The following is a 16,329-nucleotide window of genomic DNA, read 5'->3' as shown; positions in this document are numbered from 1 at the left end:
GCCCTACTGACCGCCCGCGTTGCTGTGGATGTAGACGGTCAGCGCCTTGATGGTCTCAGGGCTCAAGCGGCCGCTCCAGGCGGGCATGACCCCGCCGTTGCCGGCATAGATCTGGCCGCGGATAGAGGCGCGATCGGCGCCGAACAGCCAGTCGGCGTCGGTCAGGTTCGGCGCGCCGAGCTGCTGATTGCCCTGGCCCTGCGGGCCGTGGCAGGCCGAGCACTGGGCCTCGAACAGAGGCGTCGCACGGGCCACCGCCGCCGCGTTCGCAGGGCGACGCGACAGGTTCACCACATACTCGGTCAGATCGTCGATCTGCTCGGGCTTGAGCATCTCGTCTCGACCATAGGCCGGCATTTGCGAGATGCGCGCGCCCTCAGCGCCAGACCGGATGCCGTGGGTGATCGTGTACTGGATGTCCTCCAGCTTGCCGCCCCACAGCCAGACGTCGTCACGCAGGTTGGCGTAACCCTTGGAGCCCGTGCCGCCGATGCCATGGCAGGTGGCGCAGTTGTCGCCGAACACCGACTGGCCGACCTGCTGGGCGTAGGCTTGAAGCTTCGGGTCCTTCTCGATCTGCTCGAGGCTGGCGGTGCGCAGCATAGCCGCGCCCTCACCCCGATGCGCCTCGAGCGCCTTGAGCTCCTGGCCGACCTCAGCCCGGTCGGACTTGTTCAGCAGGCCCTTGGTGTAGCCATTCAGTCCCGGCCAGGCGGGCATCAGCACCCAGTAGCCGATCGAGAAGGCGATAGTCGCGTACCAGATCCACAGCCACCAGCGCGGCAGCGGATTATCCAGTTCGCGAATGCCGTCCCACTCGTGGCCGGTGGTTTCGACGCCCGTGGCGTCATCGATCTTGCGGTCGGCCATCAGGGTTGCTCCCCGTCGTCCAGCGGCATGCGCGCGGCGTGTTGGAATTCGGCCTTCTTGGAGGGCCGGAGGGCGTAGGCGACGCCCGCGAGGAAGATCAGGCCGAAATAGATCAGCCCGAACTGCTGCGCGAAGCGCGCCACGGTTTCGTAGGAGAGACCGCTCATCGTTGGTTCTCCGGCGCGTGGGCCTTGTACGTCTTGAAGTCGACGGTCGTGCCCAGCATCTGGAGATAGGCCACGATGGCGTCCATCTCGCTGACCTTGTTCGGGTCGCCGTCGAAGTCGCGGTTGACGACCTTGGCGTCGTACCGGCCGCGCAGGGCGACGGCGTCGGTCGAGAACGGATCGGCCTGCGCCTCGAGATCCTTCTTGGCGTTGGCGATCTGGTCGGCCGTGTAAGGCACGCCGACCGTCTTCTGGGCCTTCATGCGATCAGCGATGTCGCTGTAGTCCAGGTCATTGGTGGCCAGGAACTTGTAGGGCGGCATCACCGACTCCGGCACGACCGAGCGCGGATCGATCAGGTGATCGCGGTGCCAGCTGTCGGAGTACTTGCCGCCGACACGCGCCAGGTCAGGACCGGTGCGCTTGGACCCCCATTGGAACGGGTGGTCGTACATGCTCTCGGCCGCCAGGCTGTAGTGGCCATAGCGCTCGACCTCGTCGCGCAGCGGGCGGACCATCTGCGAGTGGCAGAGGTAGCAGCCCTCGCGGACATAGATGTCGCGGCCGGCCAGCTCCAGGGGCGTGTAGGTGCGCACGCCCTGGACCTTTTCGATGGTGCCCTGCAGCCAGAACAGCGGGGCGATTTCGACGAGGCCGCCAATCGAGACGACCAGGAGGATGCCGACGACGAGCAGCAGCGAATGCCGCTCAAACTTGGCGTGGTGCTTCCAGATGGACATCAGGGACCTCAGGCGATCGCGGTGGCGGGAGCAGCCGAAGCGTCGGCCGGCGCGGCGGAGGGCGAAGCGATCGTCTTCCACATGTTGACGATCATGATCAGGGCGCCGCTCAGGTACATGAGGCCGCCGACCGTCCGGATGACGTTCTCGATGTGCTTGGCCGAGACCGTCTCGATGAAGCTGTAGGCCAGGAAGCCTTGCGGGGTGTATTCCCGCCACATCAGGCCTTCTATGACGCCCGACACCCACATCGCGGCGATGTAGAGCAGGATACCCGTGGTCGCGATCCAGAAGTGCCACTCGATCAGCTTGTTCGAGTACATGCCGGGCTTCTTCCACAGCCAGGGCACCAGGCAGTAGATCGCGCCGAAGCTGATGAAGCCGACCCAGCCCAGGGCGCCGGAGTGCACGTGGCCGATGGTCCAGTCGGTGTAGTGGCTGAGCGCGTTGACCGCGCGGATCGACATCACCGGACCTTCGAAGGTCGACATGCCGTAGAAGGCGATCGAGACGACCATCATGCGGACCACCGGATCGGTGCGCAGCTTGTCCCACGCGCCCGACAGGGTCATCAGGCCGTTGATCATGCCGCCCCAGCTGGGCATCCACAGCATGATCGAGAAGGTCATGCCCAGGGTCTGAGCCCACTGCGGCAGCGCGGTGTAGTGGAGGTGGTGCGGACCGGCCCAGATGTAGATGAAGATCAGCGCCCAGAAGTGCACGATCGACAGGCGGTAGCTGTAGACCGGGCGCTCAACGCGCTTGGGCACGAAGTAGTACATCATGGCCAGGAAGCCGGCGGTCAGGAAGAAGCCGACGGCGTTGTGGCCGTACCACCACTGGACCAGGGCGTCCTGCACGCCGGCGAACACGCCGTAGGACTTGTGGTTCAGCAGGCCGACCGGAACGGCGGCGTTGTTGACCAGGTGCAGCAGGGCGATCGTCACGATCATGGCCAAGTAGAACCAGTTGGCCACGTAGATGTGCGGTTCCTTGCGCTTCCAGAGCGTCCCCAGGAATACCAGCAGATAGGCGACCCAGACGATGGTCAGCCACAGGTCGGTGTACCATTCGGGCTCGCTGTATTCCTTGCCCGAGGTCGCCCCCATCAGATAGCCGGTCGCGGCCAGCACGATGAACAGCTGATAGCCCCAGAACACGAACCACGGCGTGATGCCGCCGGCCAGACGCGCCTTGCAGGTACGTTGGACGACATAGAAGGACGTCGCGATCAGGGCGTTGCCGCCGAACGCGAAGATCACCGCCGAGGTGTGCAGCGGCCGCAGACGGCCGAAGTTCAGAAAGCCCAGGTCCGGGAAGTAGAAGATCGTCGGCCAGGACAGCTGGGCGGCGATGATCACGCCGACCAGAAGGCCCGCCGCGCCCCAGAACATGGTGGCGATCACGCCCGCCTTGACCACGTTGTCTGAATACTGATCGGGATGATCCTGCAACGTCCCGCCCGCCAAGCCGGCGTTCAGGGCGAAGGCGGCGATGACGCCGGCCAGCGCGAAGGTTCCGATCTGCAGACGGAACATCGGATCGTGTGTGAGACCAGCCCCGAGGATCGCCAGGAAGGCGCCGACGACGGAGATGGCGAGAAGCGCTCCGGAGCCCGCGGGTGGGCCTGCGCTTCTAAGTGTGGTTGCGGACATACGGACTCCCTGGGGCGAACCTCGCCCCTGGATGTCACGCCCAGACTCCCCCGGCTTTGACACGCATCAAAGCCTCCCGCCGACGCGCGGGTCATGGTGTCCTGGCGTCATGGGAGATTGATCTGGTGCCCCAACTCGAGGTTCTGGTCCGCAACAGCGTTCCGTTCACCGCCGCGCTGACCCTGGTCAGCTGGGCGGTCGCTCTTGGTGAAGCTGCGCCGCGTCTTCTGGCGGGTCCCCTCTGTACCTCCAGCCAGGACAGCTGGGCGTTCGCGGGCCATTGCCCAGCGTGCTACGTCGCCGCCGGCTTCACGCTGGCGACCCTCGCCCTGGTCATCCGGCGCTACTGGAGCCTCGAAAGGGCCGCTGTGCGCTGCGCCGCTCGCTGACCTTTACGGTAGACGGCTCTTCATTCGATCACCGCTTCATAAGGATCGGAAAGCGCTCCAGCGCGTTCGCTGGTCTGGACCCGCCGCCGCAAGGCGGTTCAGCGCAGATGCCAGAAGCCGACTAAGCCGCTTGACGGCGGGCGCCGCCGATGCGGCCCGTGATCTTGAACAAGCCGATGCGGTCGCTGAGGTCTTGCGCCTCGGAGCGCAGGGCGTGAGCGGCCGCAGTGGTTTCTTCCACCATGGCGGCGTTCTGCTGCACCACCCGGTCCATCTCGCCGACGGTGGTGTTGACGTCGCGCAGGCTCTGCGCCTGATCGTTCGCCGAGCGGGCGATCGCATTGACCTGCCCGTCGATCTCGGCGACCCGCGCGACGATACGCTGCAAGGCTTCCCGCGTGCGCGCAACGCGCTCAACCCCCGCCGAAACCTGAGCCGTCGAAGCGCTGATCAGAGTCTTGATCTCACTGGCGGCGTTGGCCGAGCGCTGCGCCAAGGCGCGAACTTCCTGAGCGACGACGGCGAAGCCCCTGCCCGACTCGCCGGCCCGTGCGGCCTCGACGCCGGCGTTGAGCGCCAGCAGGTTCGTCTGGAACGCGATCTCGTCGATCACGCCGATGATCCGACCGATCTGACCCGAGGAGGTTTCGATCTGGGTCATGGCCTCGACAGCCTCGGTGACCACGGGGTCGGACCGCTCGGCCTCTTGGCGCGCGCCCTCCGCCGCAGCGTTGGCTTGCCGGGCGTTCTCAGCGGTCTCGTTCACCGCGACGGTCACCTCGCCCAGCGCCGTGGCCGTCTGGATCAGACTGGCGGCCTGCTGTTCGGTTCGGCGCGCCAACTCGTCGGAGGCGCGGCTCATCTCGTTGACCCCGTCGGTCATGGTGGAAGCGCGCGTGGTCACGTCACCCATGGCGGCTTCCAGTCGCTCCAGCGCCCGGTTGAAGTTGGCCCGCAGATCTTCATAGCGCTCGGCGAAGCTCTGCTGCAGCCGCCAACTCAGGTCCCCGTCGGCAAGCTTGGTGATCGCCGCGTCGAGTTCGGTCACAACCAGATTCTGTTCGGCTTCCATCGCAGCCTTCAGCGCGGCGCGCTCTGCGACCGACTGCTCGCGCGCATTGCGTTCGGCCACGACCGCCTCACGCGCCTCCTCGGCCTGTTCGGCCGCGCGCTCGGCGTTGCGGGTCCGGGCGGACACCGTCGAGAACAGTCTCGAAACGCCGGCCGTCATCCAGATCAGCGACCAGGCGGTGGCGGCCGTCACCCCAATCGCGAAGGCCGTCGCCATCAGACCCCCGCTCCCGCCCAGCGCATGCGGCGAGACTAGCGCCGCGGCGCCATGACAGGCTGCGACCGCAAGCGCGCCGGCGGCGATGATCCGCCAATCGCCATAGGCGACCAGCAGGGCCAGCGCGGCGAGAAAGGCCAGGCGCGCTTCGGACTGCAGCGGACTGCCGCTGAAGGCGAGCACGAACAGGGCGACCTGTCCGACCAGAACAAGGGCTGAGACCAGGCGCTGGCCGAAATGATCCGCCGCGACCCGGTAAGCCACGAACGCTACGAGCGCCAGGACCGTGGCGATTCCGGCCAGTTTCGCGACCGCATTGCCCGCGACAAGACTGGCCAGCGGCGTCAACGCCACCATCGCCGCATTGCAGGCCAAGACCAGTTTTCCGCCTGTGCGCCGCTGCGCCTCAATGCTGTCGAACTCGATCATGGCCGCCCCTGGAGATTCCGGCCAAGCATTGGATCTAGGGATTAACCGTCCGTGACTTCAGTGCGATCGCGCGCATTTTGTCGCATACGCGTGTCTACGTAGCGTCAAGGCGGGCCCCTGTTTTGGCGCGCGTCAAAAGCACCAGGATTGTCGTCAAGCTTTGCCTTGACCCGGAGCCACGGCCTGCTGTCCTCTAGAACTCCATTCTCGAAACGGAGCTCCATGATGCGTATTGCGACCGGCCTCGTGCTCGCCGCCCTTTTGGCCACGCCGGCCTTGGCCCAGAACGCCGCCCCGCCGCCGGCCGCCGCCTCGGCGAACGCGTTCTCCGCCGACACGCCACTGGAAGCGGTCGTCGCCAACCCCGCCGCCAAGGCGGCTCTGGACAAGACCCTGCCTGCCCTGGCCAAGCATCCGGCCTTCGAACAATTCAAAGGCATGAGCCTGCGGGAGCTGCAAGCCTACGCCGAGGGGCAGATCACCAACGAAATGATCGCCAAGGTCGACGCCGATCTGAAGGCTTTGTCGACCAAGCCCTGAGCCTGAACCGAGCCGTCTGCTGACGGCTCTCCCCTTCTGGCGCGCCCCCATGCGCCCAAAATGGACTTGGGGGCGTGACATACGCGAATCTTGTGTCTAGGCTTCGCTTGATGACCCTCGCCGCCTGCCAACAGCAGTTTTGGTATTTTAGCTATCCGACGCCTCTGGCGCCGGGAGGGTGTCGTTTGGCCTGAGATCAGCGCCATCGAATGTCTTCACCAGCCGCCAGGGGTCCCCCGGGCGGCTTTTTTGATGGCCGCCGGACCTCCAAGTTTCCGGAGTCGCGCCAATGCCGTCCACGTCCACCGCTCACCTCGTCACCCTGCCCGTTCCGACCGATGACCTGCGGATCGAGAAACTCCAGACCCTGAACCCGCCGGCTCAGGTCATCGGAGAAGCTCCCGCCACCTCGTCAGTGGCCGAGATCGTCGGCGGGGCGCGCCAGGCGGTTCATCAGATCCTGCATGGCCAGGACGACCGCCTCGTCGTGGTCATCGGCCCCTGCTCCATTCACGACCCCAAGGCGGCGATCGACTACGCCCGCCGCCTGGCGGCCGAGCGCGAGCGCCACGCGGGCGAACTGGAAGTGATCATGCGGGTCTATTTCGAGAAGCCGCGCACGACCGTGGGCTGGAAGGGACTGATCAACGATCCGGGCCTCGACGGCGGCTTCCGGATCAATGACGGCCTGCGTCTGGCGCGACGGGTTCTGCTGGACGTCAGCGCGCAGGGCCTGCCCGCCGCCTGCGAGTTCCTGGACGTGACCACCCCGCAGTACATCGCTGACCTGGTGTCCTGGGGCGCGATCGGCGCCCGCACGACCGAAAGCCAGATCCACCGCGAACTGGCCTCGGGCCTTTCCTGCCCCGTCGGTTTCAAGAACGGCACCAATGGCGATGTGAAGATCGCCGTCGACGCCGTAATGGCCGCGTCCCAGCCGCACCACTTCCTGGCCGTCACCAAAGAGGGCCGCGCGGCGATCGCCACCACGACGGGCAATGGTGACTGTCACCTCGTGCTGCGCGGCGGCAAGACCCCGAACTACGACGCCGCCAGCGTCGCCGCCGCCGCCGAGGTTCTGAGCAAGGCCGGACTGCCGCCGCGCCTGATGGTCGATGTCAGCCACGCCAACAGCGGCAAGAACCATGAGAACCAACCCGCCGTGATCGCCGACGTCTGCGCCCAGGTCGCGACCGGCGCCTCGCCGGTCATGGGGGTGATGATCGAGAGCAATCTCGTGGCCGGCCGCCAGGATATCGTCCAAGGCCAGGCCCTGACCTATGGTCAGTCGGTCACCGACGCCTGCGTCGACTGGGAAACCTCGGTGCGGCTGCTGGACGACCTGGCGGGCGCAGTTCGCGCGGGTCGCCTGGCGCGGGGCGCCTAGAGCTTTGCGCGTCGCAAACGGAATCGTTCCGACGCGATAACAAGTCTCTAAATCAAACACTTAGAGCGTGACGAGCGCCGAAACCGGTTCCCACTTTCGGCGTCACGCTCTAGCCCCAACCACCCTGCCTTCAATGGGCGGGGACACGGCGAGGTTTCTAGACACCCGGGTGCCTCGAAACCTCGGCCGCCCCCTTCAAACATGCGTTTGTCGCGCTAGAGTGTCCGGGAACAAAGAAGAACGACACGGGAGGGGCGCGGCATGGCCCATTACGGCGACTATCAGAACGAGATCTATGGGGCCGGGCTGCAGGGCGTGCGCCCCAAATGGCCGGTCGACTTCAAGACGCTGGAAGCGCGCGCGACCGCCGCCATGTCCCCCGATCTACTCAGCTACGTGCAAGGTGGCTGTGGCGATGAGTTCACCCAGCGCCGGAACGCCGACGCCTTTCACGACTGGGGCGTCGTCCCCCGGATGATGGTCGACGCGTCCAAGCGCGACCTGTCGATCGAACTCTTTGGCCTGAAGCTGCCCACGCCGCTGTTCATGAGTCCCATCGGGGTCATCGGCATGTGCGCCCAGGACGGGCATGGCGACATCGCCACCGCCGTCGCGGCGCAAAGGACGGGCGTGCCCGTGATGGCCTCAACCCTGGCCAACGATCCGATTGAAAAGGTCGGCGCGGCGCTGGGCGACGGGGTCGGCTTTTTCCAGCTCTATACGCCCAAGGACCGCGACCTCGCCGAAAGCCTGATCCGCCGGGCCGAGACCGCCGGCTTCAAGGCCCTGGTGGTGACGCTCGACACCTGGGTCACAGGCTGGCGGCCGCGGGATCTCAACGACGCAAACTTCCCCCAGCTTCGGGGCCATGTCCTGCAAAACTACTTCACCGACCCGCGCTTCCTGGAGATCCTGGGCAAGCCGGTGGCCGAGGATCCTGCGACCGCGATCCGCACCTGGGGCGGCCTGTTTGGCAAGACCCTGACCTGGGAGGATCTGGCCTGGCTCAGATCGGCCACCAAGCTGCCCATCGTTCTCAAGGGTATCTGTCACCCGGACGACGCGCGCCGGGCCGTGGACCTGGGCGTTGACTGTGTCTTTTGCTCCAACCACGGCGGCCGTCAGGCCAATGGCGGCATCGCCGCGATCGACCTGCTCGAAGATATCGTCACGGCCAGCGGGAACACGCCGGTCCTTTTCGATTCCGGCGTGCGATCCGGATCGGACGCCGCCAAGGCGCTGGCGATGGGCGCGCGGGCGGTCGGGATCGGTCGGCCTTACGCCTATGGCCTGGCGATCGGCGGCGTCGACGGCGTCGTCCACGTGTTGCGGAGCATCCTCGCCGAGCTCGACCTGCTGATGGCCGTCGACGGTTTCCCGACCCTCGCCGCGCTCCGTGACGCAGGCGTGCGCCCGGTTCGAAGGGCCGGCGTCTAAAGCGCCTGTCGCTACAGACGGTCGCTCAACGCGTCGCCCGCCGCGACGTGGGCGCGGCAGTCCACCCGCACTGCATCGTACTTGGCATCAGCTAGACTTGGACTTTGTCGTGATCGCTCGTGCTGTTGCGCAGAGCGCCGTTGTCGCCCCGATAACGCCCCTCACTTCATCGCACCACAATCCGGCGCAAAGCTGGCGAGTGTGTTGCGACGGCCGCGCTGAAATCAGCGGCGTGAAGCTTGACCTTTGACGCTGAGATCCATGCCCAAAGTGGGACCGATGCCATCTGGGTGATCGCCGAAGACATTGGGGAAATCGCGATGCTGCGCCAAGGCCTGGAGCCGTCTCCGGAGGTCATCGTCGAGCGCGGCAGGCGCAGCCATGGGCTGCTCCTCGTCGTGAGCCGGCGGGGTAGCCAGCACGAGCGCAAGAGCGATCATGAAGTCCGCGTCCTCGTCTGTGCCATGGGCGGGCGGATGCTCGAGCCCCTTCAGAACGCATTCAAGCGCGTCTTCGAAACTGGCCGACATGGCGAAGCCTTTCGTTGGGCAGAGCGACTATGCGAGCGGCTCAATCAAAAAGCCGTGCTCGCCTGAGATTCGGATCTGGCAGGCTCTTCCCTGCCCAAAGCAGGCCTGAGCGCGCTTGGCCGCCGAGGCCTTGACGATGTCCTTGTCCGGTGACGCGACAAAAAAGACCCCCTCCTCTTCGGCCGCCCACATCCCCGCCCTGCGGCGAACCGTGATGATGACCCGCTGGATGATCGGCTTGTTCATCGAACTGTTCCTTGTCTCGTCCGAACCACGTCGAAGAGCACCCGGTGCCCGCAAACGCTCCGCGCTCGGGTCTAGCCTTCAAGGCGTGGAGGCGGTCCCGCCTGTATGGCCACACCGACGGATTTCTGCCCGAGCTTGTCGGCCAGCCAGCCAACCTGCGCGGCGAGCGCATTCAGCTGACGCTGACAATCATCGCAGCTTTGCCGAAGCTGCTCGCGCGCCTGCCGCAGATACGGGAGGTCATCGCTCATGCGCATCCTTTCGCCCTCATCAAGAGTGGACATCCGCACTCCGCGCCGCGTCGGCGCTCGCAACACGTCACGGACCAATCAGGCGAAGCCTTGCGGGCCAAGCGCCTTGTCGCTCTTGCATCGCTCCAGATAGGCCAGCCCCTCGGCCGTTGGCCGCCATCCGCCCCGGCCGTGCTGCGCCAAGCCCAGCGCGGCAAGCTGTTGAACGTCGCGGATATTCACCGGATCAAGATGGCCAGTGCGTATCCGCCGCTCCAGCTGCCTCAAGGCTCGCAGCACGTCGATCGCGAGATGATGATCGCCGTGATCGCAATCCGACTTTGTAACGAGTCGAAGATCAGGAGGCGTGGAGCGGCTCTCAGGATCAGACATGGCGGGTTTCTCCAAATTCAGCGCCCTACAGGCGCGACTGAGGGGATCGCCCGTCGACTGGTCCGCAGATGAGCGATCATCCAGCGGCGCAGATCCCGCCCCTGCTCTTTGGTTCCGCGCTGATCGTCAGGTAGGCCCAACGCCGCCATCAGCGTCTCATGCACAAGAAAGCGCGCGGCGTTGCGATCGGGCTGCAGCCGGTCGGCAAGAGAATGGAGACCGCGGGCTTGGCCGATGAGCCGGGTGTTTCGTTGAGGACGGGGCAGCATCCGGGCGCACCTTCGTAAAGCGCTCGATAGCGTATCGATACGCCGAAGCGAGCTAAAAATCTTGAATTTTAGAATAGAACCTGGCCACCCATCTTCGATGGGTCCAGACTAAAGCGAAATTTTTACTTAGTTATGGTGCGCCCATTTTCGCCGCACGTCGACAACATATTTAAATTATATTTCTGATGGATACGATAGAGTGGACATAATCTGCGTATTGATCTACAACGCAAGCGCCTGCGCCGCCTCCACTCGGCAAGCCATGCGGTTCGAGATTGACGTTTCGCTGACCTACGACTTTCCAGGGCATTGCAAGGCGCGGCTCCGGGTCGAGGCCTAGCGCTGACCTTGAGCGCCTATGCCCGGGGCCTGGAGCCGCCAGACCTGCACGCCGTCGCCGAGATCAATCTGGGGCGACCGCTGGCGGCCGATCAACGTAACCGGGCCTGAGCACACGGAAAGCCTATCGCATGCCGCCCCTCCAGGACGCCGCCGATATCGCCCACGACCAAGCCAGGATCGACCTGACCCAGCGGACCAGGCGTGCAGACACCTAGGCTAGAACCGGACCTTCCCAGCGTGACCTAAGCGTCAAGGTGTATCGCCCGCTACACGCACGCCTACGATATGGCGCGAACAAATCGTCGTGTCGGCGGCGCTGAGGCGAAACCTCGCGCTCTGGCATAGTTTTGGCGCGCCCTGCAGGATTCGAACCTGCGACCGTTCGCTTAGAAGGCGAATGCTCTATCCGTCTGAGCTAAGGGCGCGCGCTCGCCGGCTCAAGTCGCGACAGACCTAGTGAGTCCAGGGCTGCTTGCGATTGGCCGCGAAATTGTCGGCGTAGGCCTTGAGGATGCGCTTGGGCGCCTTGGGCTCAAAGAGCTGAAAGGCGATCTCGTGGCGCTGAGCATAGGCGACCGCTTCGTCGCGGGTCTCGAAGGTCAGGCGGATCTGGCCGTTCATGTCGCTCGAGGTCGTCCAGCCCATCAGCGGATCGGACTTGCGCGCGCTCGCCGGCTCGAACTCCAGCACCCAGTCCTTGGTCTTGGCCTTGCCGGACTGCATGGCGTTCTTGGCGGGGCGATAGATGCGGGCCAGCATGGACCTCTCCCAAAGTGCCTTACCGATGGTCGGAGCGGCAGGATTTGAACCTGCGACCCTCTGCTCCCAAAACAGATGCGCTACCAGGCTGCGCTACGCTCCGAAACATCAGCAGGCGGCTGCTCTACAGGGGTTCGGCGCGCGGATCAACAAAGGCGCGCACCTGTTTACTTCGGAAAGATGCGATGCAGCACGCGATCACCCGGCAGGATGCCGAGTTGCGCAGCGCGGCCGCCCGCGATTTCCAGCACCCCCAGCACCGGCCCGCCCGAAGCCAGCGGCGTCAGGTCGTGCGGGCGAGCGTTGCGCGCGATCGACAGCACTCGGCCATCGGCCTGGATGTAGAGGATATCCAGAGGGATCAGCGTGTTCTTCATCCAGTAGGCGACCGGTTGCGGGCGCTTATAGGTGAAGAGCATGCCGCGATCAGGCGCGAGCGACTTGCGGAACATCAGGCCCCGCTCCTGCTCCGCCTTGGTCGCGGCGATCTCGACCTGAAACCGCGCACGGCCACGGCTGGTGACGATCTCGACCGTCTCCAGCTTGCCGGCGGCGAACGCTGGGCCGCCCCCGGCGGCCAGCGCCAGGCCAGCCAAGAGGGCTCGCCTGTGGATCATCACTTCGGTCACGCATCGCCTCACGGAAAGCCAGTCTCTTGCGAGACTAGCCTCCTGCGGCCAGTGGCGAAAGTCAGGCGTCGCCGGCGGAAATCTCGGCGACAACCAGTCCCTTGGGCCCGCGTGCGAACCGCACCAGGACGTCGTCGCCCGGCTGCAGATCCTCAAGCCCGCCTCGGCGCAGCGTCTCGATATGCACGAAGATATCGCCTGGCTCTGCGTCACGGATCACGAAGCCATAGCCCTTGGTGCGGTTGAACCATTTCACCTTGGCGTGCTCGGCGGGTCCTTCCGGCGTCAGAGCGCTGCGCCCGTGACCGTCGCGCAACCCGTCGCGTCGAACGGGACCTTCGGCGAAGGTCCGCCGCTGACGCTCCAACGGAGACGGCGCGCCGCTCTCATCGAGATTGACGACCTCGCTGACCTGCCAGCCCTTGGGCCGCCGAACCACATCGCAAACGATGATGGCGCCTTCCATGGCGGTCTCGCGGCCGCAATTGCGCAGCGACGTCACATGCAGAAGCACGTCCTTGAGTCCGGTCTGCCCAGGATCATCCGGTACGATGAACCCGTAGCCCTTGCCGGCGTCGAACCACTTCACCTTGCCGCTAATGCGCACGAACTCCTCGTGCGCCGCAGCGTCCTCAAAATCGTAACCAGACATCCCACCCCTCTGGCTTGCCCAATCAGCCCATCGGAGCAAGCACTACAAGAACAGTGTTCTCGCGTGAGGAGAGCCGTCAATGACGAAATCGCGTCAAAACAGCGCACAAGCGGGTACCGCGACATTTCGTCGCAGCCACAATGCGGAAACAAATTTGAAATACAGCCGAAGATGGCAGTCCCTAGGGGAGTCGAACCCCTCTCTCCAGATTGAAAATCTGGCGTCCTAACCGATAGACGAAGGGACCACATCGCCGCCGAAGCGGAACATAGCCGTTATATGGCCTCGCGGGTGGCAGTCCCTAGGGGAGTCGAACCCCTCTCTCCAGATTGAAAATCTGGCGTCCTAACCGATAGACGAAGGGACCACGGCCCCGCGAGGAAGCGGGTGTATAGCCGCGCCGTTTGGGGCGCGCAACCCGCTCCAAGATACTTTTTTCAGTCCGTCCACATCCCCGTCTGGGCCTGCCAAGGTGCGGGCTCGCCCCCTGAAATCTCTAGTCCGCGTAACGCGCGCGAGGATCGTGGGCGTCCTCGATCTCGAACTGCACGCCATTTCGGCCCATGTAGTCGTCAGGCTTGAGCTTGCCGACGACGTCGAGAGGTCCGCCCCCCGCCAGCAATCGCTGCCCCAGCGGGGTCTCGGCGCTTCGCCAACTGATCGCCTTGATGCGGTCGCCCGTCGGACCGACCAGGTCCATACGTACGTGCCCGCCCTTCAGCGCCGAGACGCGCTCTGGCCGCACCTGGCTCAACGCGAACAGGGGTTCGGGGTTACCCGGCCCGAACGGCGCGAGACGCTGAAAGTCATCGAGCAGCGCACGGTTCGCCGCGCGAGGTTGGACCAAGGCGTCGACCTCGACGGCCTCCACGCCCACGGCCTCCATCTCACCCGCCAGGCGCTCCTCCAGAAAGGCGCGGAACTCGGGAATCATCTCGGGACGAATCGACAGCCCGGCCGCCATGGCGTGACCGCCACCGGCCATCAGAAGGCCGGCCTCGAACGCCGCCTGGATCGCCCGGCCAAGATTGACCCCGGGCTGCGACCGGCCCGAGCCCTTGCCGACATTCGCGGCCCGATCAATCCCGATCACCACGACAGGCTTGCGATAGCGTTCGCGCAGGCGACCCGCGACGATGCCGATCACACCCGGGTGCCAATCGTCGCCCGCCACCACGATCACCGGCGCGTCGGGATTGAAGTTGCTGCCGCGCTCCAGCATCGCCGCCGCCTCTTCGACGACGGCGGCCTCCACGGCCTTTCGCTCGGTGTTGAGGCTGTCGAGCTCCTCGGCCAGCGCCCGCGCCTCCAGCGGATCGTCGGTCGACAGAAGCCGCGCACCGAGATCGGAGCGACCAACCCGGCCGCCGGCGTTGATGCGCGGCCCCAGGATAAAGCCCGCCGTGAACACTGACGGCTCGCCCGAGCCTTTGCCGACTTCAAACAACGCCTTCAGCCCGGGATTGGCCCAGGCGCCCATGGCCCGAAGACCCAGGGCGGTCAGCGCGCGATTGAAACCAACCAACTGGGTGACGTCGCAGACCTCGCCCAAGGCGACGAGGTCCAGCCATTGGCGCGGGTCGGGCTGCGGTCGATCCTCGGTAAAGAGGCCACGCTTGCGCGCCTCGCGGTTCAGCGCGGTCAGCAGCACGAACGTCACCCCGGCCGCCGCGAGCACGCCCTGCCCGCTTGGGCAGCCCGGCCGGTTTGGATTGACCACGGCCGCGGCGGCCGGCGGGTCCTCGCGCATCAGGTGGTGGTCGATCACCACGACCTCCAGCCCGATCTCTCCGGCGCTGGCGATCGCGTCATAGGCCGCCGCGCCGCAATCGAGGGTGACCACAAGCTCAGCGCCGCCATCGCGGATCTTGCGGAACGCCGCCGGGCTCGGGCCATAGCCCTCGGTCAGACGGTCGGGGATGTAGATCGGCAGCTCGACGCCCATATGGCGAAACCACCGGACCAGCTGCGCGGCGCTGGTGGCGCCGTCGACATCATAGTCGGCGAACACCATGGTCGGGCGACCGCGCTCCAGCGCGTCGATCAGGATTTCGGCCGCCCGGTCCATATCGGTGAACAGCGATGGGTCGGGGAACAGGGCCTTGAGCGTCGGGCGCAGATAGTGCTCGGCGTGCTCCAGGGTGACGCCGCGCGACACCAGCGCCTTCGCCAGGGGCTCGATCAGGCCATGACGCTGCTGAATTTCGCGGACCACGGCGAGATCGGCCGGCCGCTCGCGCCAGGCGCGGCCGCTCAGCGAGCGTTCGACGCCCAGAAAGGCGCTGGAGGAAATAGAGGTGACACCATCGGCGGGCATCGGGCGAGCCTAGCTTGTCGCAAGGATTCGAACCATGCGGCGCCCGCACGACAGGGTCGGACGTGCGTCAGCCGGCGCGCATCTCGGCCCGGATGACCTCGACCTCATTGGCCGAGCCCAGGACGACGGGCACGCGCTGGTGCAGCTTGGCCGGCTTGATATCCAGGATTTCGGTCAGGCCTTCAATCGACTTGCCGCCCGCCCGCTCGACGAGAAGGCTCATCGGATTGGCCTCGTACATTAGGCGCAGCTTGCCGGGCTTGTCCGGCTCGCGCGCATCCCAGGGGTACATGAAGACCCCGCCGCGCATCATGATGCGGTGGACGTCTGCCACCATCGAGGCGACCCAGCGCATGTTGAAGTTCTTGCCCCGCGCGCCATCCTTGCCCTGCAGGCAGCCGTCGATGTAGCGGCGCACGCCTGGCGCCCAGTGGCGCTGATTGGACATGTTGATCGCGAACTCAGCGGTGTCCGGCTTGATTGCCAGGTCCGGGTGGGTCAGCAACCAGCGGCCGTCGGCGCTGAGCGTGAAACCGTTGACGCCGCCCGACAGCGTGACGACCAGCATCGTCTGGGGCCCGTAGACTGCATAACCCGCCGCCACCTGGTTGCGGCCCGGCTGCAGGAAGTCACCTTCGGTCGGCGCATGGCCGGCCGGCGCGGGCAAGACCGAGAAGATCGTTCCAACCGAAACGTTGACGTCGATATTGCTGGAGCCGTCCAGCGGATCGAAGGTGACGAGATAGCCGCCGACACGACCCGTGGGCTCGACCTCTTCCAGCTCTTCAGAAGCCAGACCCGCCACGGGACCGCAGGCCTTCAGGGCGTCGCTCAGCATGTCATTGGTGATGACGTCGAGCTTCTTCTGTTCTTCGTCCTGCACGTTGGTGCTGCCCGCCGCGCCCAGGCTTCCCGACAGGGCGCCCGAGGCCACGACGCGGCTGATCTGCGCGCACGTCTCGGCGATGGTCAGGACCACGTCCTTCAGGGCGGCGTCCGCCGGCTCGGCCGCGAGCCGGGCGGCCAGGTCGACAAAAGCAGTCATTCTCGTCCTCGAACC

At 65.6% G+C, this 16,329-nt stretch carries 20 protein-coding genes and 4 tRNA genes; 5 read left to right on the top strand and 19 right to left on the bottom strand.

The genetic code is table 11. From position 1 onward, the window contains the following. Positions 1-3: 3 nt before the first annotated feature. The 4 genes from ccoP to ccoN are packed head-to-tail and all read right to left on the bottom strand — an operon-like array spanning position 4 to position 3,432. Positions 4-870, bottom strand: coding sequence for a cytochrome-c oxidase, cbb3-type subunit III (ccoP, locus tag CVUC_RS03390; RefSeq protein ID WP_096033061.1), 867 nt, complete (start codon positions 868-870; stop codon positions 4-6). Then, positions 870-1,037 (bottom strand): cbb3-type cytochrome c oxidase subunit 3, encoded by a 168-nt coding sequence (locus tag CVUC_RS03385; protein WP_096033060.1) that lies wholly within the window; start codon positions 1,035-1,037, stop codon positions 870-872. The genes ccoP and CVUC_RS03385 overlap by 1 nt, the downstream gene beginning before the upstream one ends. Further along, positions 1,034-1,777 (bottom strand): cytochrome-c oxidase, cbb3-type subunit II, encoded by a 744-nt coding sequence (gene ccoO, locus CVUC_RS03380; protein WP_096034757.1) that lies wholly within the window; start codon positions 1,775-1,777, stop codon positions 1,034-1,036. The genes CVUC_RS03385 and ccoO overlap by 4 nt, the downstream gene beginning before the upstream one ends. 8 nt (positions 1,778-1,785) lie before the next feature. Next, positions 1,786-3,432: a cytochrome-c oxidase, cbb3-type subunit I gene (ccoN, locus tag CVUC_RS03375; protein ID WP_096033059.1), complete on the bottom strand. Its 1,647-nt coding sequence runs from the start codon at positions 3,430-3,432 to the stop codon at positions 1,786-1,788. 122 nt (positions 3,433-3,554) lie between these two features. On the opposite strand from ccoN, the gene CVUC_RS03370 reads away from it, so the two are divergent. Beyond that, complete coding sequence (locus tag CVUC_RS03370; protein WP_024265713.1) at positions 3,555-3,821, top strand: hypothetical protein; 267 nt, start codon at positions 3,555-3,557, stop codon at positions 3,819-3,821. Positions 3,822-3,942: 121 nt separating this feature from the next. Here the strand turns inward: CVUC_RS03370 and CVUC_RS03365 are convergent, their stop codons facing one another. Then, positions 3,943-5,538: a methyl-accepting chemotaxis protein gene (locus tag CVUC_RS03365; protein ID WP_096033058.1), complete on the bottom strand. Its 1,596-nt coding sequence runs from the start codon at positions 5,536-5,538 to the stop codon at positions 3,943-3,945. Positions 5,539-5,760: 222 nt separating this feature from the next. Between CVUC_RS03365 and CVUC_RS03360 the strand changes: the two genes are divergently transcribed. The 4 genes from CVUC_RS03360 (at position 5,761) to CVUC_RS03345 (ending at position 8,902) form a co-directional block, all read left to right on the top strand. Then, positions 5,761-6,078, top strand: a complete 318-nt coding sequence (locus CVUC_RS03360; protein WP_164468108.1) for a hypothetical protein — start codon at positions 5,761-5,763, stop codon at positions 6,076-6,078. 110 nt (positions 6,079-6,188) lie between these two features. Next, a complete protein-coding gene (locus CVUC_RS03355) occupies positions 6,189-6,272 on the top strand; it encodes a hypothetical protein (protein WP_024265711.1) in 84 nt (27 codons plus the stop codon). A 95-nt stretch (positions 6,273-6,367) separates the two neighbouring features. Continuing rightward, complete coding sequence (locus CVUC_RS03350) at positions 6,368-7,465, top strand: 3-deoxy-7-phosphoheptulonate synthase (protein ID WP_096033056.1); 1,098 nt, start codon at positions 6,368-6,370, stop codon at positions 7,463-7,465. Between the two features lie 261 nt (positions 7,466-7,726). Further along, positions 7,727-8,902: a lactate 2-monooxygenase gene (locus tag CVUC_RS03345; RefSeq protein ID WP_096033055.1), complete on the top strand. Its 1,176-nt coding sequence runs from the start codon at positions 7,727-7,729 to the stop codon at positions 8,900-8,902. A gap of 224 nt (positions 8,903-9,126) precedes the next feature. On the opposite strand, the gene CVUC_RS03340 is transcribed toward CVUC_RS03345, so the two are convergent. The 14 genes from CVUC_RS03340 to CVUC_RS03265 all read right to left on the bottom strand — a co-directional run bounded on the left by CVUC_RS03340 (position 9,127) and on the right by CVUC_RS03265 (position 16,314). Further along, positions 9,127-9,432, bottom strand: a complete 306-nt coding sequence (locus tag CVUC_RS03340; protein WP_164468107.1) for a hypothetical protein — start codon at positions 9,430-9,432, stop codon at positions 9,127-9,129. A gap of 27 nt (positions 9,433-9,459) precedes the next feature. Next, positions 9,460-9,678: a hypothetical protein gene (locus CVUC_RS03330; protein WP_012640228.1), complete on the bottom strand. Its 219-nt coding sequence runs from the start codon at positions 9,676-9,678 to the stop codon at positions 9,460-9,462. A 71-nt stretch (positions 9,679-9,749) separates the two neighbouring features. Continuing rightward, on the bottom strand, positions 9,750-10,007 hold the full coding sequence (locus CVUC_RS03325; protein WP_096033053.1) for a hypothetical protein: 258 nt from the start codon (positions 10,005-10,007) through the stop codon (positions 9,750-9,752). Continuing rightward, complete coding sequence (locus CVUC_RS03320) at positions 10,008-10,316, bottom strand: hypothetical protein (protein ID WP_010919268.1); 309 nt, start codon at positions 10,314-10,316, stop codon at positions 10,008-10,010. Between the two features lie 2 nt (positions 10,317-10,318). Continuing rightward, entirely contained in the window at positions 10,319-10,570 is a 252-nt protein-coding gene (locus CVUC_RS03315; protein ID WP_010919267.1) for a hypothetical protein, read from the bottom strand. 690 nt (positions 10,571-11,260) lie between these two features. Continuing rightward, positions 11,261-11,337 (bottom strand) — tRNA-Arg (locus CVUC_RS03305). Between the two features lie 28 nt (positions 11,338-11,365). Beyond that, positions 11,366-11,671, bottom strand: coding sequence for an ETC complex I subunit (locus CVUC_RS03300; protein WP_096033002.1), 306 nt, complete (start codon positions 11,669-11,671; stop codon positions 11,366-11,368). Between the two features lie 26 nt (positions 11,672-11,697). After that, positions 11,698-11,774: transfer RNA gene (locus tag CVUC_RS03295), tRNA-Pro, on the bottom strand. Positions 11,775-11,838: 64 nt separating this feature from the next. Then, positions 11,839-12,393, bottom strand: a complete 555-nt coding sequence (locus CVUC_RS03290) for a DUF192 domain-containing protein (RefSeq protein ID WP_010919264.1) — start codon at positions 12,391-12,393, stop codon at positions 11,839-11,841. After that, positions 12,362-12,952, bottom strand: coding sequence for a stationary phase survival cold shock domain protein CspD (gene cspD, locus CVUC_RS03285; RefSeq protein ID WP_012640225.1), 591 nt, complete (start codon positions 12,950-12,952; stop codon positions 12,362-12,364). Before cspD ends, CVUC_RS03290 begins: the two co-directional genes overlap by 32 nt. Positions 12,953-13,124: 172 nt before the next feature. Then, positions 13,125-13,199: transfer RNA gene (locus tag CVUC_RS03280), tRNA-Glu, on the bottom strand. Between the two features lie 45 nt (positions 13,200-13,244). Next, positions 13,245-13,319, bottom strand: a tRNA-Glu gene (locus CVUC_RS03275). 129 nt (positions 13,320-13,448) lie between these two features. Next, a complete protein-coding gene (gene recJ, locus CVUC_RS03270; RefSeq protein WP_096033001.1) occupies positions 13,449-15,269 on the bottom strand; it encodes a single-stranded-DNA-specific exonuclease RecJ in 1,821 nt (606 codons plus the stop codon). Between the two features lie 67 nt (positions 15,270-15,336). Then, the gene (locus CVUC_RS03265) at positions 15,337-16,314 is read right to left on the bottom strand and encodes a class 1 fructose-bisphosphatase (RefSeq protein ID WP_164468106.1); all 978 of its coding nucleotides are present in this window, start codon (positions 16,312-16,314) and stop codon (positions 15,337-15,339) included. Positions 16,315-16,329 lie beyond the last annotated feature (15 nt).

The organism is Caulobacter vibrioides (assembly GCF_002858865.1).
Classification (GTDB): Bacteria; Pseudomonadota; Alphaproteobacteria; order Caulobacterales; family Caulobacteraceae; genus Caulobacter; species Caulobacter vibrioides.
This window is presented reverse-complemented; position numbering and strand designations above follow the sequence as displayed.